Source organism: Cobetia sp. MC34, from assembly GCF_018340035.1.
GTDB lineage: Bacteria > Pseudomonadota > Gammaproteobacteria > Pseudomonadales > Halomonadaceae > Cobetia > Cobetia amphilecti.
Genome location: NZ_JADPPY010000005.1, coordinates 37777 through 61278, shown reverse-complemented (window position 1 = coordinate 61278; position 23502 = coordinate 37777). Strand labels below are relative to the sequence as shown.

General features: G+C 62.0%; 16 protein-coding genes. 5 read left to right on the top strand and 11 right to left on the bottom strand.

Annotated features, from left to right (window positions below; translation table 11 throughout):
• The first annotated feature begins 1 nt into the window (after window position 1).
• Complete coding sequence (locus tag IZU87_RS04320) at window positions 2-1288, top strand: nucleotide sugar dehydrogenase (RefSeq protein WP_175088760.1); 1287 nt, start codon at window positions 2-4, stop codon at window positions 1286-1288.
• Between the two features lie 210 nt (window positions 1289-1498).
• Here IZU87_RS04320 and IZU87_RS04315 read toward each other — a convergent pair whose 3' ends face one another.
• On the bottom strand, window positions 1499-2626 hold the full coding sequence (locus IZU87_RS04315) for an alcohol dehydrogenase family protein (protein ID WP_213113791.1): 1128 nt from the start codon (window positions 2624-2626) through the stop codon (window positions 1499-1501).
• A 439-nt stretch (window positions 2627-3065) separates the two neighbouring features.
• Entirely contained in the window at window positions 3066-3650 is a 585-nt protein-coding gene (locus tag IZU87_RS04310; RefSeq protein ID WP_043334256.1) for a superoxide dismutase, read from the bottom strand.
• A 652-nt stretch (window positions 3651-4302) separates the two neighbouring features.
• Between IZU87_RS04310 and IZU87_RS04305 the strand changes: the two genes are divergently transcribed.
• The 3 genes from IZU87_RS04305 to tamB all read left to right on the top strand — a co-directional run bounded on the left by IZU87_RS04305 (window position 4303) and on the right by tamB (window position 11979).
• Window positions 4303-5511 (top strand): coiled-coil domain-containing protein, encoded by a 1209-nt coding sequence (locus IZU87_RS04305; protein WP_213113790.1) that lies wholly within the window; start codon window positions 4303-4305, stop codon window positions 5509-5511.
• A 154-nt stretch (window positions 5512-5665) separates the two neighbouring features.
• Complete coding sequence (gene tamA / locus IZU87_RS04300) at window positions 5666-7729, top strand: autotransporter assembly complex protein TamA (RefSeq protein ID WP_213113789.1); 2064 nt, start codon at window positions 5666-5668, stop codon at window positions 7727-7729.
• 92 nt (window positions 7730-7821) lie between these two features.
• Window positions 7822-11979, top strand: a complete 4158-nt coding sequence (gene tamB, locus IZU87_RS04295; RefSeq protein WP_213113788.1) for an autotransporter assembly complex protein TamB — start codon at window positions 7822-7824, stop codon at window positions 11977-11979.
• A 149-nt stretch (window positions 11980-12128) separates the two neighbouring features.
• Here the strand turns inward: tamB and IZU87_RS04290 are convergent, their stop codons facing one another.
• Window positions 12129-12605 carry a YchJ family protein gene (locus IZU87_RS04290; protein ID WP_213113787.1) on the bottom strand — a complete coding sequence of 159 codons (477 nt, stop codon included), beginning with the start codon at window positions 12603-12605 and terminating at the stop codon, window positions 12129-12131.
• 49 nt (window positions 12606-12654) lie between these two features.
• Here IZU87_RS04290 and msrA point away from each other — a divergent pair, with 49 nt between their 5' ends.
• Complete coding sequence (gene msrA, locus IZU87_RS04285; protein ID WP_175088765.1) at window positions 12655-13293, top strand: peptide-methionine (S)-S-oxide reductase MsrA; 639 nt, start codon at window positions 12655-12657, stop codon at window positions 13291-13293.
• Between the two features lie 203 nt (window positions 13294-13496).
• Here the strand turns inward: msrA and IZU87_RS04280 are convergent, their stop codons facing one another.
• From IZU87_RS04280 to IZU87_RS04245, 8 genes are all read right to left on the bottom strand, one after another.
• Entirely contained in the window at window positions 13497-14666 is a 1170-nt protein-coding gene (locus IZU87_RS04280; protein ID WP_213113786.1) for a dicarboxylate/amino acid:cation symporter, read from the bottom strand.
• A gap of 354 nt (window positions 14667-15020) precedes the next feature.
• Window positions 15021-16079, bottom strand: coding sequence for a hydrolase (locus tag IZU87_RS04275; RefSeq protein ID WP_213113785.1), 1059 nt, complete (start codon window positions 16077-16079; stop codon window positions 15021-15023).
• A gap of 347 nt (window positions 16080-16426) precedes the next feature.
• Window positions 16427-17791, bottom strand: a complete 1365-nt coding sequence (gene pepQ / locus IZU87_RS04270) for a Xaa-Pro dipeptidase (protein ID WP_213113784.1) — start codon at window positions 17789-17791, stop codon at window positions 16427-16429.
• A 132-nt stretch (window positions 17792-17923) separates the two neighbouring features.
• Window positions 17924-18835 (bottom strand): LysR family transcriptional regulator, encoded by a 912-nt coding sequence (locus IZU87_RS04265; protein WP_213113783.1) that lies wholly within the window; start codon window positions 18833-18835, stop codon window positions 17924-17926.
• Window positions 18836-19187: 352 nt separating this feature from the next.
• Window positions 19188-20213, bottom strand: coding sequence for an ABC transporter ATP-binding protein (locus tag IZU87_RS04260; protein ID WP_213113848.1), 1026 nt, complete (start codon window positions 20211-20213; stop codon window positions 19188-19190).
• Window positions 20214-20263: 50 nt separating this feature from the next.
• Window positions 20264-21316 (bottom strand): ABC transporter ATP-binding protein, encoded by a 1053-nt coding sequence (locus tag IZU87_RS04255; protein WP_213113782.1) that lies wholly within the window; start codon window positions 21314-21316, stop codon window positions 20264-20266.
• A 20-nt stretch (window positions 21317-21336) separates the two neighbouring features.
• On the bottom strand, window positions 21337-22320 hold the full coding sequence (locus IZU87_RS04250; protein ID WP_052384673.1) for an ABC transporter permease: 984 nt from the start codon (window positions 22318-22320) through the stop codon (window positions 21337-21339).
• A complete protein-coding gene (locus IZU87_RS04245; protein WP_213113781.1) occupies window positions 22317-23363 on the bottom strand; it encodes an ABC transporter permease in 1047 nt (348 codons plus the stop codon). Before IZU87_RS04245 ends, IZU87_RS04250 begins: the two co-directional genes overlap by 4 nt.
• Window positions 23364-23502: the final 139 nt, after the last annotated feature.

The following is a 23502-nucleotide window of genomic DNA, read 5'->3' as shown; positions in this document are numbered from 1 at the left end:
CATGCAGGTGCTGGTGCACGGAAGCGAACTGGCGGCGGCAACGGCCAGCGCCGCTCTGGCGAGCGTGGGTCACCGTGTCTGGTGGTGGCCGCATGAGGATATGGACTGGGCTGCCCTGGAACACGTCGACTGGTTGAACAGTGAGCCAGGCCTGCGTGAACGCCTTGATCGCCATCGGGAGCGCGGCGATCTCACTCTCATTGAGGACCTCGAGTCACTGCGGCGCATCGATATCCACTGGATCGCCGTCTCGCCGGACCAGCGCGAAAGTGCGCTGAGTCGTGTCGAGCAGCTGGTGGCGACCCTGGATGAGCCGCTGGTGCTGGTCAACAACTCGACTTTCCCGGTGGGCACGACCGAGCGTTTCGAGGCGTTGCTGCCGCGTGACGACCAGTACGCCGTCGCCTTGCCGGACATGCTGGAAGAGGGCCGTTCACTGGCCACCTTCGAGCGTCCGGCCCGCTGGTTGCTGGGCAGCGAAGCGGAACCTGCCACCCTGCGGGTGCAGGAGTTGCTGCGTGCCTTCAACCGACGTGAAGATGTCTTCCAGATCATGCCGCGCCGCGCCGCCGAACTGACCAAGCTGGCCATCAACGGCATGCTCGCGACGCGTATCAGCTACATGAACGAAGTGGCGGGTCTCTCCGACTCCCTCGGCGTCGATGTGGAATATGTGCGTCAGGGCATGGGCGCCGACCCGCGTATCGGCTTCGGGTACCTCTATCCGGGCTGTGGATTCGGTGGCCCGAACTTCTCGCGTGACCTGATGCGTCTGGCCGATGTCCAGCACCAGACAGGGCGTGAATCAATGCTGCTCGAGCATGTGCTCGACATCAACGAGGCCAAGAAGGAGACGCTGTTCCGCAAGCTGTGGCAGCACTTCGATGGTGAATTGCGCGGCCGCACCGTGGCGATCTGGGGCGCGGCCTTCAAGCCGGGTACCGCACGTATCGACCATGCGCCGGTGTTGACCTTGCTGGAAGCGCTGTGGGCCCAGGGCGTGCGCGTTCGCGTACATGATCCCGCGGCCTTGTCGGCGCTGGGTGAGGCCTGTGGCGCGCATCCGTTGCTGGAGCTGGTCGATGGCAACATGTATGACGCCCTGGAGGGGGCTGATGCCTTGATGCTGGTCACCGAGTGGAAGTGTTACTGGAACCCGGACTGGCAGCGCCTGAAGCGTGAGCTGGGTGCGGGCCTGGTGCTCGATGGCCGCAACATCTTCGACCCACGTTACGTGGCAAGCCAGGGGTTGGTCTATCGCGGCATCGGCCGCCGCGCCAGTCCCTGACGGGCATCTCCAAGGGTCAGGCTGACGCGTTCTGAAGCTGATGTTCTCTCGGACTGATGCTCTCACAGGCTGACTCTATCGTGCTCGACACGCAAAGCCCTCATCCGGTCCCGGATGAGGGCTTTTGTCGTGGGCATTAGGCTATCTATCATGAGGCCCAAGCTTTTCATACAGACCGCCAGGCTTTTCATGATGACCGCCAGGCTGACTTCAGGCCCAGGGCTCGAGCACGAATTTGCCCACATGGCCCTTGCTGAGAAACTGCTGTTGCGCACTGACGATCTCGGTCAACGGGAAGCTGGCCGCGATCAGCGGGCGAATCTCGCCTTGCTCTACATAGCGAATCAGATTGGGGAAGGTGGCTTCACACCAGGCAGTGGTGCCTAGCAGTCGCAGATTCTTGAGGTACAGGTCGCGCAGGTCCAGCGTCACCATCGGGCCGGCGATGGCGCCGGTGGTCACCAGGCGGCCGCCACGCGCGAGCAGCTTCATCATGATCGGGAAGTTGTCGCCCGCGACATTGTCGACCACCAGGTCGACGCTTTCGTGGCCCAGCAGTTCGAGCAGGTCGGCCTTGCGGTCCAGAAGTCGGTCGGCGCCGAGTTCGGCAAGGGCCTCATGCTTGGCGGCGCCCGCCACGGCATACACCGTTGCGCCGCGGCGCTTGGCTAGCTGCAACGCGGCGGAACCGACTCCGCCCGAGGCGCCCAGAATCAGCACACGCTCGCCCGCCTTGAGCTCTGCCTGTTCGAGCATGTTTTCCGCCGTGCCATAGGCGCAGGGCAGGGAGCCAAGTTCGACATCACTCCAGTCACAGTCCACCGCGAACACTTCACTGGCGCGCACGCTGACGAATTGCGCGAAGGCGCCGTCGAAGTCCGAGCCCATCCATTCATTTTCCAATGAGTCCCAGCCCTCGCTGCGCATGCAGGAGCGTACCAGCACGCGCTTGCCCAGCAGGCTGGCACCCGCATTCGGGCCCAATGCCACCACCTCGCCACAGCAATCCGTACCCTGTATCAGGGGGAAGGGCGTTTCTCCCTTCCAGCCACCTTCCGGCGGCGCCGGCTTGTCAGTCGTCGCCTCTGCATCCGCGTTGTCATGCACGCTGCTGGCCTGTTGGGTCGCGGTAGTGATCGTGGAGGAATACCAGCCCAGACGCGTATTGATCTCGGTGTTGTTCATGCCAGCCGCCAGCACCTTGATCAGCACCTCGCCCTCACCGGGTGTCGGCACCGGGCGCTGCTGCGTCTCGAGGCATTCATAGCCCCCATGGCCGGTAGTCACGATCGCCAGCATGGAGTCGGGCAGTGAGGAGGTCGAGGTGTCAGTGGGCATCGGTATTCCCTTTTTTCAAAGTATGTATTTCGCGCAGACAAAGAATGCATTTCAAGCAGTGTGTGCCAACAATGTCGTCGAGTCTCTTGTCGTCGAGCCCATGTGAGCGATCAAGGATACGCAGCGAGGTAGAGCATACGTTCTACTTGTCAGTTATTAGATAGGGGCACCGCCGTCATTTGCAAGTCGACAGACGGGATTCTTCTCCTGGTGGTGCATTCAGCGTAGCCAAGCCTTGCGTGTAGCAGGCTCGCGGCTGGGCGACGTTGTCTTGAACGAAAAAAACCCCGCCAAGTGGCGGGGTTTTCCGAGCAGGGCATCCAAGCGTCATATCAGGGTGACGTTGAATGCCTTGGCTCAGCTGGAGTTCCGAGCGGTAAACGACTCGGCTTCCTGAGGCTAGCTAAGCTCGGTCTAGCCAAACTCAATCTGGAAAAGCTCAGGCTGCGAAGTTCTGTGCAGCGAATTCCCAGTTGATGATGTTCCAGATGCTTTCCAGGTACTTCGGACGCGCATTGCGGTAGTCGACGTAGTAGGCGTGCTCCCAGACGTCGACGGTCAGCAGCGGAGTCTGACCAGACTTGGCGATCGGGGTGTCAGCGTCGTCAGTGTTGACGATTTCCAGCTCGCCCTGGGCGTTCTTGACCAGCCAGGTCCAACCGGAACCGAAGTTGCCAGCGGCGGAAGTGTTGAAGGCTTCCTTGAAGTCAGCAACGGAGCCCCACTTGGCCACGATGGCGTCTGCCAGCGGGCCGGACGGCTCGCCACCACCATTCGGGGACAGGCAGTGCCAGTAGAAGGTGTGGTTCCACACCTGAGCTGCCTGGTTGAACAGACCACCCTGGGCGCTCTGGATGATCTCTTCGAGAGATTTTTCTGCGTCAGCAGTGCCTTCGACCATGCTGTTCAGCTTGGTGACGTAGGCTTGGTGATGCTTGCCGTAATGGTACTCAAGGGTCTCGGCAGAGATGGTCGGCTCGAGTGCGTTCTTTTCGTACGGCAGTGCTGGAAGTTCAAATGCCATGGGGATCAGCTCCTTTTCCTCACCAATTGGGTCGTACTCTGCCTTCGTGGGGCTTGGGGCTGAGTATTTCAATGCCTGACCTGCCATTGCGTGATGGGAGGGTCAGACAAGCACAGACTCAAGCTCCGCGACTAGCATCACTCCCGGCCCTGAACTGGCCACCCGCTCAGGCAGCGGGCAAGGGCGAAAGTGCATGACTCGCCGTGCATCCTTCATGCGCGTGGCTACGCGCATGAAATGTGCAATCAGCGTGAAAAACCTTGTGAATCCAGATAGCTACGAAGACAGAGGCTGCGCGTATCGCAGTGTTTGGCACTATAGCACCCAGACACCGACAGGCCAACGCTGGTGGGCACTGACCGCGGGATCCTCTCAAGCCTCTTGCAGGGCTCGCGTTCATTGCCAAGCTTTTGTCACATTCCTGCCACTCTGCCCAGGATGACAGGCCGTGACGGGAACCTGATGAGATGACCGAGGTCAGCTGTTAGACTCGATTTCCTGTACGTGAACCGTGACTTATCTTTTGCAGACCCTGCGTTACTGTATTTTTATACAGCAAGGCGAAAAAGCGCACTTCCGGTCGTCTTGCGCCGCCCTGAAGATGCTGCGCTGAACCTTTCGCTGCTGATCGTTTGCCGGACCTGGAGCCAGAATGCGGCCGCACAACGCTGAACCGTCTCTCAATGACTCACCGGACGATGCGCTGGTCGCGCGTCCCGACGATGCGCTGGTCGCGCGTCCCGACGATGCGCTTGGCGTGCATCACACTCGTCCCCCCGCGCCCAGACGCTGGCCGGCGTGGCTTTGCCTCCTCGCCCTGGGGGGCGTGGTGGGCTGGCAACAGTGGCAGCTGCATGACCTGCAGACCCTCGGGGGCGATCAACGCGATCAGCTCGGCGCACGTGTCAGCCAGCTCGAACGTTCAGTGACCCAGCTTGAGCAGCAGGGCGATGAGCGCCTGAACGAACTTCGTAATGCACTGGGTGAGCAACTCAGCGCCCTGGACAACCAGTTGAATGACACTGTCCTGCCGGCGCTGACCACTCTGCAGGAGGACAAGGCGTCCCTGTCGAGTGAAGCCGTCGCGCGCCTCGAGACACTGGAAGACAAGGTGGAAAAGGACGCGAATGGCGCTCAAGCGCGTCTGACCGCCATGGACGAGGCGCTTGATCGCTTGGCTGGTCGTGTCACGACGCTTGCCCAGACAGATGACAATCACGCGACCCTGATCACGGCGCTGCAAGGCTCGATGGCGGCGCTGGAATCCCTCAGCCGTGATGGCCGTGCAGCGCTGGGCGCGCGTCTGGATGCCCAGTCGGCCACGCTTGAGCACCTCGAGCCGCTGGTGGACAAGACCTCCAGCACTCTGGACACGCTGACTTCCCGCATCGAGACCTTGCAGAGCGATATTGAGAGCGACAGCGCCGAGCAATTGGCCTTGCTCGAGACACGCCTCACGGCACTCAAGACGGACCTAGCCACGCAACAGACCCAGACGCGTGACTTACAGCAATCTCAGCAGCAACTGGACGAGACGCTGAAGGCACTGCCGGAGCCATCAGCGGCCGCTGATGGCGATGAACTGGCCAGCAAGCTCACGGGCCGCTTCGCGCCGCTTGACGAGCTGGCAACGCTTGAGAGCGCGCAACGCTCACTGGCCTCCCAGCTGGGTGAGCTGCGCCGTCAGCAGACAGCGCTCAGTGCCGGCTTGGAGGCCAGCTCACAGGGGGCGTCAGAGGACACGCGAGAGCAGTTGCGCTCGCTGGACGCCAGCCGCCGTCAGCTGAGTGGCCGTGTCGCGTCGCTGCTGGGGCAGGTATCTGAGCTTGAGCAGCGCGTCAGTCGACTGGAACGTCGCTGAGCCGGCGCAGCAGGGATACAAGTAACGACGATATGGCGTGGTCCGCCACTCTGCCGGGCCATGTGACACGTCCCGTGATGACCGAGCGCCGCACGACATGATGAATGGGAACGATGGACAGTGCTTTCCACCAGCACTCAATAAAGGACGAATCATGAGTGGCGACAACAAAGAGTCTGCTCGAGCGACCGGGACGCGCGGTTTGCCACATCGCTATCTGACGCCGCTGATCGTGTGTGGCGGCTTGTGCTTCGCGCCGCAGGCGCTGGCGATCGATGCCGCCGTCAAGGGAGTCAAGGGCGCGACGGCGACCAATGTGGTCAACTTCCTGGCCGGGATGACGCTTGAGGGCGATGCACCGGCCGAGCGCTATGAGGATGAGATCATCCGGCGCACCCAGGAAGCACTACAGGCCTTCGGTTACTACGATGCCCAGATCACGCTCAGCTATCCCGAGAAGGGGCTGCTGGGCGGCGATGATGTGGTCGTGACGGTGGATGCCGGTGAGCCGGTCACCATCGAGACGCTGGAGCTGCGGCTCGAAGGCGACGCCGCGCGCGACAAGGTCATGAAGAAGGTGCTGGCCGACGCCGACCTCGAGGAAGGCGATGTGCTGCGTCACTCACGCTATGACAGCCTCAAGTCGACCCTGACGTCGCTCAGCCTCGAACGCGGCTATTTCGACACCTCCTTCTCCCAGCAACGCATCGAGGTACGCCCTTGGTTGCACTCGGCACGCATCTATCTGGTCATGCAGAGCGGTCAGCGCTACCGCTTCGGCGATATCACCTATCTCAACAGTCAGATAGAGCTGGATCGCGTCAAGGCCATGCAGCCGTTCGAGACTGGCGATTATTACGAAGCCGGCAAGTTGACCCAGTTCAACCAGCGGCTGAGTGAGGCCGGTTGGTTCCGCTCGGCCGCGATCAAGCCACAGCTCAATCCGGGCGCCGAACTCAAGACTCCAAGTCCCGACAGCGAGATCAAGACCCCCTACGCCGAGGTCCAGGGGTATGACGGCTCATGGCTTGCCGATGTCGAAAGGGCTGAAATCGAGGGTTCTGAGGTAGAGCAGACGGGGGAGAATCGCCGCGCTGACGCCTCGCCCCCCTCGGACTCGACGGCACTCGCCGCGCAGGCCGCCGTGGAGGGTGATGGCGCTGGCTCTACCGTAGCCTCTGACAACGACACGCCGGTGCTGACTGGCGATGCGCTGGAGGCCGCGGTCAAGACGGCCAACGGTCCCATCATTCCTGTGGATATCAGCCTGATACCCGCAGACCGTCACAAGTTCGAGACCGGTATCGGCTACGCGACGGATGTCGGGCCACGCCTGCAGTTCAGCTGGGAGATGCCGTGGGTCAATCGCTATGGCCATAGTCTGACCAACAGCCTGTTCCTGTCCTCGCCGGAGCAGACCTTCGAGGGCGAATACCGCATGCCGCTCGAAGACCCGCTCAAGGATAGCTATGTCCTCGAGTACGGGATGTCGAACACCGATGATGAAGATACCGAGAGTCTCGAGACCACCGTGCGCTTCACCCGCGAGTGGAAGTTCGACAATGGCTGGACCCAGCGCGTGTTCTTCGGTTCCACCTATGAGGACTACACCCAGGCGGACGAATCCGGGGCCGTGCTGCTGCTGTATCCCGGTGTGAGCTGGAACCGCACCCGCACACGCCCCAAGACCTTCCCGATGTGGGGCGACCGCCAACAGCTGACCTTCGAGTACGGCGATCAGATGTGGGGTTCGGACGTGACCTTCCTGCGCTCTCAGTTAAACACCAACTGGATACGCTCCATCGGCGACAACCATCGTTTCGTGGCGCGCATGGGCGTCGGCCACGTCGATACCGACAACTTTGATGACATGCCACCTTCGATGCGCTTCTTCACTGGGGGCGACAACAGTGTGCGTGGCTATTCCTACGAGACACTCGCCCCGGAAGATGATGACGGCGATCTCGAAGGCGGTAGCTCGTTGCTCACCAGCAGCCTGGAATACGATTACCGTCTGACGGGCGACTGGTGGGGCGCGACCTTCTACGACGCCGGTAACGCCTTCAATGGCTGGGACGCACTCGAGCTCAAGACGGCGGCCGGCATGGGGATTCGCTGGATCTCGCCGGTGGGGCCGATTCGTCTCGATATCGCCCATCCCTTCGATGACGATGACAACGATTACCGTATTCACTTCTCGATCGGGCCGGAATTCTGAGCGGGCCGCGTCTCTAAAACGAGTGTCGTGCGGATCAAGCGCCAGCAAAGGACCATCAGCTGAGCGAGTGAGCTGATAAAAAAGATATGGAGATGTTGGAATTGTCTAATCCCTATGTACGTCGGGGCGGCCTGGTCATCCGGTTGCTGATATGGCTGCTCGTGTTCCTGATCGGGCTGACGATGCTGCTGGTCGGGGGCGTGCTGTCCCCGTGGGGCACCGGGCTGGTGCTCGATCAGGCGCGCTCGCGTGGCTTCATCGATTATTCCCAGGCCTCCGGCTCACCGCTGGAAGCACTGTCGCTCAAGGACGTCTCGCTGGATCTGCCGGGGCTGACCGTCAATGCCGATTCCCTGTCGCTGGCCTGGGGCGAGGACTGTCTGCTCAAGGGCAAGCTGTGTCTCGAGTCGCTGGAGTCCAGTGGTCTCGCGATCACCCTGAGCGAAAGCGGTGCCAGCACTGAGCCGGAAGCGGAGAGCGGTGAGAGCCTCAACGTGCCCATCGTGGTGCCGATTCCCATCGAGGTGCGCAAGGTCGCCATTGATGACTTCGCCCTGGCGCTGGCGGATGGCAGTCGCGTCACCTTCGATCACTTCCATACCTCGGCCGCGCTGTCAGTGAGTACGCTGACGCTGGGCGAGACACGCCTGATCACCAGTCGTTTTATTCCGGCCGATGCCACCGCGGCTCAAACGACGTCAGATGCCGTCAGTCTCGAGGGTGTGAGCATCACGCCTGAGGCTCAGCAAGCGGCGAGCGCAGTGGTCCACACTCAGGTCGTGGCGCCTCAAGCTGAGAGCGCCGCCAAGGCCATCACGGATGACGCCGCAGAAGTGTCTGGCAAGACTGCCGCTAAAACCACGGATCAGACAGCACAGGCCGGACGCCTCGCCTTGCCGGAAGTCTATATTCCGCTGACCATCGAGGTTCCCGACCTCGCCATCGAAGACTTTGCACTCGAGGGGCCAAGCCCGTATGAGGTCAGCCGCCTGTCGCTGGCGCTCAAGGCGGAAGGGCATGACATCACGCTCTCGCGTCTCGAGGTCGACTCCCGCGACGTGAACGCCGATCTCGTGGTGCAGGTCACCTTGAAGGACGAGTATCCCCTGAGCGCCACGCTCAATGCCGAGGCCCTGATTGACCCCGTGCGTCATGAAAAGCTGCGCCTGTCTCTGGAAGGCTCGCTGGCGGATCTTGAAGCCTCTCTCAAGGCCGACGGTCCGCTGGCCGCTGAACTCGTGGCCAGCGCGGATGTACTGGACAGCGATCTGCCCTTCGAGGCGCGCCTGAGCTCCGAGCGGATCACCTGGCCCTTTGCTGCCGTCACTGATGCCTCTGATGACACCTCCGCTGATGCGCAGAAAGGCGCTCAGACAGCGACCCAAGCCAAGGATGGCAAGAATACGTCTGGCACCGCTGCCGCTGCCTCCTTCACGCCTGACTATAGCGTCGAGAATCTGGCGCTGGTCGCCAAGGGCTCACTGTCGGGGTATACGACCACGCTGGATGCCATCATCGAGGGGCGTGACATTCCGCGCGCTACCTTGTCATTGGCAGGCGACGGCGATCTCGCGCATTACCGCTGGCAGCCGCTCAAGATCGCCCTCAAGCGTGGCTCCGCCACCACCCGTGGCGAGATTCACTGGCAGGAAGGTATTAGGGTCGCCGCCGAGCTGGCCCTCGACAAGCTGCATCCCGAAGACTTGCTGCCGGCCCCGACCGGGGGCGGTCAGAAAGCCGTGCGTGGTGAGCTGAGTGGCAATCTCGTGGCCAGCTTCCAACAGCCGCAGCAAGGACCGTGGGCCGTCGATGTCAGCAAGCTGGATATCCATGGCACCTTGCTCGAGCGTCCGCTCACGCTGACCGGCAAGCTTTCAGGCAATGCCGACATGCAGTGGGACGTCAACGCGCTGGAGCTGCGTCAGGGCCAGAACCGTCTGAGCGCCAATGGCAAGATTGCCAAGACCATCACCCTGGCGGCCAACATCGATTTCCCGGCGCTCTCGACCCTGATGCCGGATATCGCGGGTGAGCTCAAGGGCAAGATCGATGCCTCGGGCACGCTCGACAAGCCTCAGCTGGCGAGCAACTTCACCGCACGGCGCCTGCAGATCGGTGAGAACCGTATCTCCGACATGGCGCTGTCAGCCGGGGTCGATGCTCGCAAGCGGGGGATTGATGACCCGGCACTGGATATCGCCCTGAATGCCGATGATGTCAGAGCTGGCGGACAGCAGATCGCGACAGTCGCGCTGACGCTGGGAGGCTTCCTGAGCGATCACACCCTGCAGTTCGATACCGAGATGGCCGGTGAAATGCCGCTTTCTCGTCTGGGGCTGACCCTCAAGGGTGGGCTCGACAAGGCGCGTGAGCATTATCGTGGTGCGCTGTCTCCGCTGACGGCGAATACCGACTTCGGGGACTTCAACTTCGACACGCCGGCGAGCTTCGATGCCAATCTCGCCAAGGGCAGCGTGCTGGTGCAGCCGTTCTGCCTGAGTCGTGAACAGGGTGGCCAGATCTGTGTCGCCGAGCCCTTGAGCGCGGGCAATGACGGCCAGGCCATGGTGACTCTCGAGGGGATTCCGCTGGACATGGCCCAGAGCGCCATGCCGGAGAGCTGGACCATCGGCGGTGCCACGGGCGGCAAGATCACGGCAAGCTGGAAGCAGGGTGGCCAACGCTGGAATGCTGACGCGGAGCTGGCGGGCAAGTTGACGCTGGCCGGCGAAGACGCCGACGGCAATGCCTGGTCTCTGCCGGAGACCACCCTGCAACTGGCGTTGGAAGCCACGCCCGACAAGGCCGATCTCGATACCCAGATTCGCCTCGACAGCGCTGGCGGCATCGGTCTCACCGTGTCGGTCCTCGACCCGGCGGGCGCAGGCCAGCTGGATGGCTCGCTGGCCATCCGCGACATCGACCTCTCGCCGTATCGTCCGCTGGTGGCGGGCATGACCCAGCTGGAAGGCAAGCTGGCGGGTGACGTCGAGGTCGGCGGCAACCTGAGCCTGCCGTCGATGACCGGGCCGATCGCGCTGACCGGCGTCAAGGTGCAGGGCGAAGGCCTGCCGGTGTCGCTGTCGGATGCCCAATTCACCGTCGACTTCGATGGCAACAGTGCCGATATCGATGGCTATCTGGTGGGCAATGATGCGCGCTGGGGCATCGATGGCGAGGCGGCGTGGCCGACGCTTGAGGACTGGACGGCGTCATTGAACCTCGACGGCGCGAAGAATCCACTCGAGCTGCATATCGCCGGGATCGGCCGCATGCGCGTCGCGCCGGATCTCGAGATCAATGCCAGCCCCACGCTGCTCAAGCTGCGGGGGGACGTCAAGGTGCCGTGGACACGCATCGAAGTGGACCAGGTGCCGCCGTCTGCCGTGTCACCCTCCAGTGACACCATCATCATCGAGCGTCCCAGTGATGAGGACACCTCCAACCCGGCCGAGCTTGCCGATGGCAGCGATACCGCCAAGGCGCTCAACGAAGCCGGCATGGCGCTGGATGTGCGTATCGGCATCCATATCGGGCCGGATGCGCGCCTGGAGGCGATGGGGCTCAAGACCAAGCTCAGAGGCGATCTCGATGTGCGCCAGTCCAAGGGCGGCGTGCAGGTCTTCGGTGAGGTCAATCTGGTCGACGGAACCTACAAGAGCTTCGGGCAGGACCTGCAGATCAGCAAGGGGCAGGTCTTGCTGGCCGGACCGCCCTCGAGCCCGCGTCTGAATATCGAGGCGATCCGTGATCCTGACAACACTGAGGACGACGTGACCGCAGGGGTGCGTGTGACGGGACTTGCCTCGTCACCCAGCGTCGAGATCTTCTCGGACCCGTCGATGGATGAGTCCTCGGCACTGAGTTATCTGCTGCGCGGTGAAGGCCTGGACAGCGACACCAGCAGTGACAGTGCGGTCACGTCCGCCTTGATCGGCATGTCACTGGCGCAAAGTGGCCAGGTGGTCGGCCAGATCGGGGAAACCTTCGGCGTGCGTGACCTGAGCCTGGACAGCTCTGGCAGCGGGGATGACAGCCAGGTGGTGGTCAGTGGCTATATCGCTCCGGACCTGAAGCTCAGCTACGGCGTCGGGCTGTTCTCGCCGATCGCGGAGCTGACGCTGCGCTACAAGCTGTTCCGCAACCTGTATGCCGAAGCGGTGTCCGGCACGGCGCAGGCCGTGGACCTGCTCTACAGCTTCTCGCTGGGCCGCAGCGAGCTGGCGCCCAGAGTCGGCAAGGACAGATGACACGTCAGGCCAATTGATTGCCACAGGTTCAGCCCCCATCGACAGGTTCGGTGGGGGCTGTCTCGTTATGGAGGGGGCATTTCAGAGGTGCTAGTTTCGCTTATGCTCGAGAGCTCAAGCGCACGCGCGTCAGCACAAGACGCTGACGGTCACGCAGTGCAGCAACGCTTGATCTTCTTGCCGCTGCCACAGGGACACAGGCTGTTGCGCCCCGGCGTCAGTGTCTGCCACTCGGCATCACCGTCGACATAACGCCAGTGATGGCCATCGTGATGAAAGCGGCTAAGTTCCTGCAATTGCTGGAACTTTCCCTGCTCGAAGAAGGTGGCATGAAAGCGTACCATGCCGGTATCGGCGTCTTGTCCGCTGTCCAGAATCTCCAATGCCAGCCACAGGGGGCCAGCACCTTCGAGATCGGCGCGTGCCGGGCAATGGGCCGGGTCCCAGCTGTCGATCAGGAAATCGCTCAGCGACAGGCAGAAGGCACTGTAGCGGGCGCGCATCAATTGCTCGGGGCGTTCGGCGCGGGTGATGTCAGCATGAATCGGCTGACAGCAATCGACGTAGCGTCGCGCCTCAGTACTATTGGGCTGGCAGGGGCAGATATTGGGGGGCAGAGATGACATCATTGAACCTATACACGATTGCACGACGCGACACAGGAGAGAGTCCGCCATGTGGATAACGGAAGATAAGCAGACCATTCCTTCAGCGCAGGACAGCTTGCCAGGGCGCAGTGAAGCGGTACGCATCAGCGGCGTTCATCACGTCAATGGCCGCTCGATTGTACCGCCCTTCGACAGTGAGTGTGAGGAGATCGTGCTGGGGCTGGGCTGCTTCTGGGGAGCCGAGCGCCTCTTCTGGCAGCTGCCGGGCGTCAAGGTGACGGCGGTCGGTTATGCCGGTGGCCATACACCGAACCCAACCTATGAAGAGACCTGCACCGGCAAGACAGGCCACACCGAGGTCGTGCGTGTGATCTTTGATCCGACGGTGATCGGGTTGCCGGAGATCCTGCGGGCCAGCTTCGAGGCCCATGACCCGACACAGGGCATGCGTCAGGGCAATGACATCGGCAATCAGTACCGCAGCGCGATCTATTACACCCGCGAAGACCAGCGCGCCATCGTCGAGAAGAGCATGGCCGACTACCAGCAGGCGCTGGACCAGTCGGGTCTCGGCCGTATCACCACAGAGGTGGCACCGCTGCGCGAGTTCTACTACGCCGAGGAATATCACCAGCAGTATCTGGCCAAGAATCCGGGCGGCTACTGCGGTCTGAAAGGCACGGGAATCAGCTGTCCCATCGGCTGACAGCCTGGTACTGATGTAATGGCAGGCAGGCAGGATATGGCTGCCATGAGACTGTGCTGAAAGATTACCGCTGAGAAACACGAAAGCCTCATGGTCGCCGCGAAGTTCACGGTCGCCATGAGGCTTTTCTGTCTGGAGCAGCTTTTGGTCAGGAACAGCTTTTGTCAGAAAACGCTGTCGGTCATGAGCAGCGAGGCACAGTGTCAGCGGTATCGCTGTCGGTCCTGCTCGGCTTCCGCAAAGCGATCGATCCACTGCACCAGGGCGCCATCGCCGGTGACATTGCACGCCGTACCGAAGCTGTCCTGCGCCAGATACAGCGCCATCATCAAGCCGACGGCGGCGGCGTCGAAGCCCAGCAGGCTCTGCAATACGCCCACCGAGGTCATCGCGGCCCCGCCGGGCGAGCCGGGCGCGGCAATGATTGTAACCCCCAGCGCGGCGATGAACGGCAGCAGGGTGGTGAGCTCGGGCGTTGCCAGGGAGGGAGTGACCAGCATCACGCCAATGGCGCATACGGTCAAGGTGATGGCACTGCCGCACATGTGGATGGTGGCCAGCAACGGCACCGCAAAGCTCGCCACGGACGGCGAGATGTGATTGAGGTGCATCTGGCGCACGGTAACCGGAATCGTGGCCGCGGAAGACATGGTACCGGCGGCGGTGAAGTAGGCGGGCAGCATGTGGGCCAGCGCCTTCATGGGCGAGCGACCGGTGCTGGTGCCGCTGGTGACGTAGAGCAAGCTCAGCCACAGCCAATGCAAGGTCAGCGCCAGCAGCAGGATCATGCCGAAGCTCTTGAGGGTATTGGCGACCGTGCCCGCGATCGTCATTTCGCAGAACAGGCCGGCGATATAGAACGGCAGGGCAGGAATCAACACCTTGGCGATGAAGCGCTCGACGATGTCACGCCCACCGTCGGCCAGCTGACGCATGCCGTCATGCTCGGTGGCGGAAATGCCGATACCGAACAGGAAGGCCGTCACCAGTGCGGTGCTGATATCGGTCAGTGGTGGAATATCCAGCGTGAAGTAGGGGCTCAAGTGCTTGACGGCATGACTGACCGGCAGCTGGTCCTGTTGCACGATATGCGGCACGACCTCCAGCCCGACGATACCTGCCAACAGCCCTGCCAGCGTCGTCGAGGTATAGGCCAGCACGATGGTCATGGTCAGCAGACGGCCCGAGGAGCGCTCGAGGCGTGCGATCCCGCTCATGATGAAGAACAGGATGATCAGCGGAATGGCGTATTCCAGCAGTTCACCGAACAGCACCTTGAAGGTCAGCAAGGCGCGAACCAGGGATTCGGGAGCCCATTGTCCCAGCAGTATGCCAGCCACGATGCCGAGCACCAGGCGAAAAATCAGGTTCATTATCAGGCCAGTAGAGTCTTGAACGTAGGATGGGCGCGCAGTCTACCATTCTCACTGAATCGTGACAGTGATCCGTGTCACCCATAACACTCATCATGTATACCGTTATCATGTTTAATGTGCTAAATTCAACCATCCCAACAGGGCATACGGTAGTAGTCAGAGTAGACTCAGGACTTCCCACCGGATCTGAGGGTGGGAAGGCGAGCAAGGGTGGAAGAAGCAAAAAGAGGCAAGAAATGCCCCAAGGACAAAATATAATCAGGGAGGGGAATGCGTATTGGTGCCTGAGTAGCGGTCAACCCCACCAGTTCGATGCAGCTGGTTCAATGCAGGTAGCTCAGTACAGATAGCTCAGTGCGCTTCGCTGTGCACCTCGGCCTGTGCTTGCGGCTTGGGTAGCCCGCTCCAGGCCTCCAGCTGCTGACTGACACGGCGAGCAAGCCAGGAGCTCAGTCGCCCACGGCGCCACTCAACAAAGCCGACATGCCCACCGCGCTCACTGAGCTCGATACGCACGGCCTCGGAGGGTTGGTGGAAGCGTGCGAACAGATCGCGTGGCATAAAGGGGTCATCCAGCGATTGCAGTATCAGTGTCGGCAGTTCGATCTCGCTCAGCAGACGGCCCGCCGAGGAGCGCGTGTAGTAATCACTCGCCGAGGTGAAGCCATGCAAAGGCGCGGTGACTTCGTTGTCATAAGCCCAGAAACTGTTGAGCTGGGTCAGCTGATGCGCTCCGATCGAGATGGGTAGTGGGCCATTGGCAAGCTTCGCTGCCACCTTGGCCTTCAAGCCCTTGAGCAGATGGCGCTGGTAAAGGCGCGAGAAGCCCTGATTGAGCACATCCGCGCTGGCCGCTAGGTCCAGTGGGGCGCTGATGGCGATCGCGCCAGCCAGGTCCAGACCATCACCGCCTTGCTCAGCCACCAGCTTGAGCAGCATGTTGGCGCCCAGCGATACGCCACAGGCGACCTTGATGGCGTGCGGATAGCGGCGCCCGAGCTCGCCGAGCACCCAATAGGCGTCTGCAGTATCTCCGCTGTGATAGGCGCGCGGCAGGCGGTTGGGGGATTGCCCACAGCCACGGAAATGCATCATCACCGGTCGCCAGCCCATCCGGGCGGCTGCATTGAGCAGCTCACGGGCGTAGGGCGAGCTCAAGTCACCCTCAAGTCCATGAAACAGAACGAACAGAGGCGCATCCTCGCTCAAGGCCGTCGTACGCTCACGCTTTTCATGACCGTCACTGATGACCCAGGCGAGCTCGACGAAGTCACCATCGGGAAGATTGAGAATCTCGGTGCGACGACTCAGGGGCGCGCGGGGCAGAAGGCGGGGCAACAAGGTCTGGACATGGCGATTGCGCAGGCCAAGGGCAGGGCGAAACTCTGACGTGAAGATGGAGTGCGGCATGTGAGGTAGCTCCAGTGGCAGGCCAGGGCGATGACGTTGGTGATCGGGTGATGGGCATGCCCTTGATGGCGGTGGCCTGCAGCAAGATCTGACAGGAATTTCTACACGGGTGTCGTTGGCATCATTTCACTTGGCGACGCCAATCGCTAGTCGCAGTGCAGCATACGCATCGACGCCAAGGGCGCTAGCCCGCCCTGGATCTCATTGTTGGCCTAGCGCTCGAATACGCTGCATCGGGATACGCGACAAAAAAGCCGCCATCGGCATAGGGCCCATGGCGGCGTAAGACAGGCATGTGACGACAAGCGTCACAGCGAGAGCCCCAGACAGTGTTGTGACAGGCCTGATTACAGACCTGTCGCCGGGCTTCGTGTCAGATTGAGGGCACCCTCTGCGGTAATGACCAGATTGTCCTCGATACGCACACCACCATGCGGTGCCAAAGCCTCGACCAGCTTCCAGTCGATATGCTCACCGCGTGCATCGTTGCGCAGCGGCTCCAGCAACATGGGGATGATGTAGCAACCCGGTTCGATGGTGATGGCCATGCCGGTCTCGAGCACACGCGTCAGGCGCAGCATCGGGTGACCTTGCGGCGGATGACGGATATCGCCGGTGGTGTGATCAGGTATGCGGCCCGCCACATCATGGACCTGCAGTCCCAGGAGGTGCCCGAGACCATGCGGGCAGAAGGCTGCCGTGATCCCTTGTGCAACCTGATCTTCGGCGGGCAGCGACACCACGCCCAGTTCCCACAGCAGCTCACCCAGCTCGCGATGCATCTCGAGGTGCAGATCGACGTAGTCCACCCCAGGCGCAAGGCTGGCGATCAGACGCTTCTGCAGCGCCTCCACACCCTCGATCAGGGCGCGATACAGCGGCAGCGCATCGTCGCCCGCCCAGCTGCGCGTGATGTCAGAGGCATAGCCGTGCACGCTGGCGCCGGCATCCACCAGCAGGCTGTGACGGGCAGCAGGAGCCTGCAAACCATAATGCTGGTAATGCAGAACCGCGGCATGCGCATTGAGACCCACGATATTGCCGTAAGGCACATCCGTTTCCCGTTGGCGAGACGCGCCAAGATAGGCCAACTGGATATCGAGCTCCGCACCGCCTTCCATGAAGGTACGACGGGCAGCCAGATGGCCACGCGCGGCGCGCAGGCTGGCTTCTTTAAGACAGGCGATCTCGAATTCGCTCTTGCAGACGCGCCCCTCGTCGAGCTGGCGCACCAGGCCGACCGGGTTGGGCAGTGCCTCAAGTTCGCTAACCACCTGCGGCTGAAGCTCGGCGATCTCGCCGAGCAGCGCCACGCGGCCCTCGGGACGCTGTGGCAGTGTCGGCTTGCGCAGATGGACGATCTCGAACTGCTCGGCCCAGGGCGCAGTGTCTGACGTCGGCAGGCTGGGTGACAGATGCCAGAAGTCATCGGGGGCATAGAGGTAAAGCGTCGGACGCTCGCCCGGACGAATCACCAGCCAGCTATCGCTGAGACCCGCCATCGGCACCCAATGCAGAAAATGAGCATGCGACTTGAAGCTTGCATCCTGATCATCGGCGAAATGCCGCTTCGGCTTGCCACTGTGCAGCACGATGGCGTCCAGATCGTGCTGCTGCATGGCGACTTCGTAGCCTGTTTGCAGCGCCGCCAGATGGGCGCGGTGTGCCGCGGCGTGGGTGATGGTCGGGTCGTTGAGCTGGCTGTCGGACATCATGTTTCCTTGCAAACGGTCGTCACGCCTGACATGGAGAAGTGAGCGTCAATGGCGTGGTGTGGTGGAGAATGAGGGGATGAAGGAGAGAGAAGAGTGCCGCTGAGCCATCGCCCCTCATGCCCGGATGGCTCACGAGAAATTTGCTTCCAGCTGGTGCCAGAGTTCACTGACACTGTCGTGGCGCGGCACACGCGGGCGATACAGGCGGATATGCAGGCCAAGATCCCAGCGCGGGTCACCAGCACGCACCAGCTTGCCGCTGGCGATTTCCTCTGCGGCCAGCCGCTGCGGCAACCACCCGATGCCATAGCCCTGCAATACCAGCGCCTTGATGTTAGCCGCCTGGATATTCTCGTTCATGGTGACCAGATGTGCCTGAATCGGGACCTGAGCGAGATGCGCCATCAGCGAGGTGGCGACGACGGCGCGCGGGTGCGGGCTGATGAACGGCAGCGGATTGCGCCGCGTGCCCGGCAACTGATGACGCGGATTGCCATCCGCGCCGGGCGCGCACAGCGGGATGAAGGTTTCTTCGCCGACTACCAGGTATTGGTAACTGTCCAGCTCAAAGCCCAGGTCCACACGTGCCTGGGGCCAATAGCACAGCGCCAGATCACATTCGCCGCGATCCAGCCCGTGGAAGTAGTCGGCCGCCAGCCAGCCGGTGGCACGCAGATAGGGCAGCACCTGTTCACGCAGCTGAAGCTGATCAAGCCAATCAGGCAGGAAGTGGGACACCAGAGACTGCGGTGCCCCCAGCGATATCTTGCTGGCTTGCTGCTGGGCCATGTCCTGCAGGCGTTCGCGTGTGATGCGCACGCGCTCGGTGATCTGCTCGCACAGCTGGAGAAACTCGTCTCCGGCGGGAGTCAGCGACAGCGGCAGGGTCTGACGATTGATCAAGGTGGTGCCCATCTCCTCTTCCAGCAACTTGATGCGGCGGGAAAAGGTGGGCTGAGAGACATTCTGTGCATCGGCCGCCCGCGAGAAATGTCGGGTCTGAGCCAGAACGATGAAATCTTCGAGCCAGCGAATTTCCATGTAATCGGAGTGCCTCGTCGGCCTGGGAACAGGCCATGTCAGGAGGTCGGGCGCACATCTCTTCGGACGTGTCACACCAGAGTATCTTGGGGATGCGTCATCGGGGCCCGGTGCCACGCTGAATCTTCTTCTAAGCATCGTGGGCAATGGCGCCAATTGACCTGTTGGTCAGTAGCGGATGTGCGAAATCTTGCCCACACAAAACGCGAGATGCAATCGTCAATGAGCGCAAGACGCAAGGTTGCCGATGACAATGGCAACCTTGCGCGGTCTTTCCTTGCTTGGGGCCGGAAACACAATGATCGATGGCGCCCATCACATCGCCGTCATCACTTTCGTCACTGCCATCACATCAGTCGATGCGGCCTTCTTCCACGGCGTGGCAGGCGACCTGACCGGTGTCCGTGGCGATCAGGCGCGGAATCTCCGTGCGGCAACGCTGATTGGCATGCGGACAACGGCCATGGAAGACACAGCCCGAAGGCAGATTGACCGGCGTCGGCACCTCACCCTCGAGGCGAATGTGATTGGGCTTGTCATCGTGCAGCCGCGGGATCGCCGACATCAATGCCTGGGTGTAGGGGTGACGCGGGCGGGCGAACAGTGAACGGGTGTCCGCCAGCTCGCACAGCGTGCCCAGATACATCACCGCGACACGGGTGCCGAAGTGCTCGACCACGGCCAGGTCGTGGGTGATGAACAGATACGTCAGGTTGCGTTGCTCCTGCGCCTCCATCATCAGGTTGAGCACCTGCGCCTGGATCGACACGTCCAGCGCCGAGATCGGCTCATCGGCGACGATGAATTCCGGGTCCACCGCCAGCGCGCGGGCGATCGAGATACGCTGACGCTGGCCGCCGGAGAATTCGTGGGCGAAGCGCTTGCCCCAGTCCGGGTCGATGCCCACCGAGCGCATCACCTCCTCGATCTTGTCGCGCACCTCGCCATCCTTGAGCGTCGGCTGATGGAAGCGCAGCGGCTCCTCCAGCGTCTGCTGGATGGTCATGCGCGGGTTCAGCGACGCATAGGGATTCTGGAAGATCATCTGCATGCGACGGCGGTAGGGCAGCAGGTCCCGCGGGGCCATATTGTCTATGCGGGTGCCGTCAAAACGAACCTCGCCACCGCTGGGCTTGAGCAGCCCCATCACCGTGCGCGCGACCGTCGACTTGCCACAGCCGGATTCCCCGACCACGCACAGCGCCTCACCGCGTTTGACGTCCAGTGTGACGCCATTGATGGCGTGCACGTATTCCTGCTTGCGACGCAGGCGTCCTTTCTCGAAGGTCAGCTGTTCGAGAAAGTCGCCGGACAACGAGAAGCGCTTCTCGAGATCACGAATTTCCACCAGGGTTTCGCCAAGCTCGGCGCTATCCATAGGGGGGGAGGCCTGGGAGGAGGACTGAGCGTCCTTCAGAATTGCCGCGCTCATGCGTTCACCTCCGTGCGGTGGTTGTCAGTGGGTGTGGCGCCATTGCCGTTGGCATCGGTGATGATCGGGGTCCAGCGCTCGCCGGCAACCATGGCATCGACCATATGACAGGCCACCTTGCAGTTGCCGGAATGAGCAAAGGCCGGCACCTTCTCGAGGCAGATATTCGCCGCGAAATCACAGCGCGGATTGAAGGCGCAGCCGGCCGGAATCTTGGTCAGGGTCGGCATCGAGCCACGAATCTGGTTCAGACGGCTGCCCGGAGTGGCCATCTGGGGCAGGGCGTTGATCAGCCCTTGGGTGTAGGGGTGCTGAGCATCATTGATGATCTCGCGGGTCGGCCCCTGTTCGATGACGCGCCCGGCATACATCACCAGGGTGCGCTGGGTGACCTGGCTGACCACGCCCAGGTCGTGGGTGATCAGGATCAGTCCGACGTTGTGCTTCTCGCACAGCAGCAGCAACAGCTCCATGATCTCGGCCTGGATGGTCACATCCAGCGCGGTGGTCGGCTCATCGGCGACGATGATGTCCGGGTCCAGTAGCAGCGCAATGGCGATGATGATGCGCTGACGCATGCCGCCGGACAGCTCATGGGGGTACTGATCGAGGCGTTTTTCCGGTGAGGGAATGAAGACCTGATTGAGCTTGTGCAGGGCGATGGCGCGCGCATCCTTGCGCGAGATGCGACGGTGCGCCTTCAGGCACTCGATCATCTGCTCGCCGATGGTCAGCACCGGATTGAGCGTCATCATCGGATCCTGGAAGATCATCGAGATGCGGTTGCCGCGAATCGACTGCATCGCCTTGGGCTTGAGGGTGTTGAGCACTTCGCCATCGAACTTGATTTCGCCGCCGGCGATGTAGCCGGGCTTGGCGATCAGATTCAGGATGGTGAAGGCCGCGACCGACTTGCCGGCCCCTGATTCACCGACGATCCCCAGACGCTCACCGCGTTCCAGGGTGAAACTGACGTCGCGCAGGGCGCGCACCTCACCGCCTCGCATGGCGAAGCGGACGTCGAGGTTGTTGACTTCAAGTAGTGCCATTGTCTTGACTCCTCTCGGCTTCAGCCCTTGTAGAGACGCGGGTTCATGACATCACGCAGCCAGTCGCCCAGCAGATTGATGACCAGGACCAGCACGATCAGCACGCCACCGGGGATCAGCGTGATCCACCAGCTGCCTGATTGCAGGTAGTCGAAGCCGGACTTGATCAGTGACCCCAGCGACGGCTGGGTCTCCGGCATGCCGAGACCGAGGAAGGACAGCGCCGCCTCCGAGATGATCGCGTTGGCGATCTGCACCGTGGAGATGACGAAGATCGGCGACAGGGTGTTGGGCAGGATGTGACGGAACATGATGCGACGGGAGCGGAAGCCCATCACCCGCGCGGCATCGACGTATTCCTTGTTCTTCTCCGCCAGCACCGAGGCGCGGACGGTACGCGCATACTGCGGCCATTCCGCCAGCCCGATGATCAGGATCAACAGGATCAGCGCATAGTCCGAGAAGGCGGCGCCGCCGAAGGTCGCCTTGATGATGGCGCCCACCACGATGGCCACCATCAGGGTCGAGAACGACAGTTGGATATCGGCCATGCGCATCAGGAAGGCATCGATACGCCCGCCCAGGTAGCCCGCCAGCAGCCCGAAGGTCACGCCGAGCAGTGCCTGCAGGATGACCGCGCCGAAGCCGATCAACAGCGACACGCGCGTGCCGTAGAGGATGGTGGAGAGAAGATCACGCCCCTGGGCATCGGTGCCCAGCAGGAAGGCCGGATCGCCGCCCGCCATCCACGCCGGCGGCAGTTCCGAGTTCATGATGTCGATACTGGCCAGGTCATAGGGGTCGGCCGGGGCGATCCACGGCGCGAGGAAGGCCCCGAGCACCATGGCGATGAACACTAGAAGACAGGCCTGAGCCATCCAGTCACGCTTGAAGCTGTAGACCAGATAGGACTCACGGAAACGCTGCCAACGTCCGGGGACCACGATGGAGCTGGTCTTCGGGGTGACGGGCGCATTGCTCGATTGGGTATTTGATTGGCTCATGCCGGTTTCCCCGCAAGCTTGACGGTGGGGTTGACCAGTCCGTAGATCAGATCGACGAGGGTGTTGGTGATCACGAAGATCACACCGACCATCATCAGGTAGGCCACGATCAGCGGGATATCGGAACGGGTGATGGCCTCGAGGAACATCAGGCCCATGCCCGGCCACTGGAAGACGGTCTCGGTCAGGATGGTGTAGGCGACCATGGTGCCGATCTGCACGCCGCCGACGGTGATCACCGGCAGCATGGTGTTCTTCAGTGCGTGCAGGAAGTAGATACGCTTGAGGCCGATGCCCTTGGCGCGCGCGAACTTGATGTAGTCCGACTGCAGCACTTCCATCATCTCGGCACGAATCAGGCGGATGAACAGCGGCAGCATGATCGAGGCCAGCGAGATGGCCGGCAGCACCAGGTGCCAGAGGCCGTCGGCTGTGAAGAAGCCGCTCGACCAGGTGCCCGCGACGTGTACCAGCTCACCACGTCCGTAGGAGGGCATGCCGCCATCGGTGGACAGCATGCCGTTCACGACACTGCCCCAGGTGGTGTCGCTGGGGAACCAGTCCACCGTCACGCCGATCGCGAACAGCTGGATCAACACGATGGCGGTCAGGAAGACCGGCACCGAGATACCGATGATCGAGGTACCCATGAACAGGCGTGACAGCCAGTTGCGCGGGCGAATCGCCGCGAACACCCCGATGGGCGCCGAGAGCAGGATGATGATCAGGCTCGAGGCCATCACCAGTTCCAGCGTGGCGGGCAGGTGCTTGAGAATCACCTCGGTCGCTGGCTGCTTGTAGAAGTACGAGTTGCCGAGATCGCCCTGCAGGGCATTGCCGGCAAAACGCAGATATTGGGTGATGAAGGGGTCGTTGAGGCCCATTTCATCGCGCATGACTTCACGCTGGGCTTCCGACACGGCCTGGCCGGTCATCTCGCGCAGCGGGTCGCCCAGGTTGTCCTGGATGGCGAAGCTGATGATGCTGATCACGAACATGACCAGTACGGCGTGCATCAGGCGTTTGATCAGAAAGGCAATCATGGATCGCCACCTTCCTCGTGAACATCACGGTCTCGCGCGTGTCGGCCCTATCCATGCTGGCCGATCACGCTGGGTGTCAGGTATCCCGCCTGTCGCTGGCCTGCCATCGGGCACAGGCTCCCCAACCCATCACCGAGAG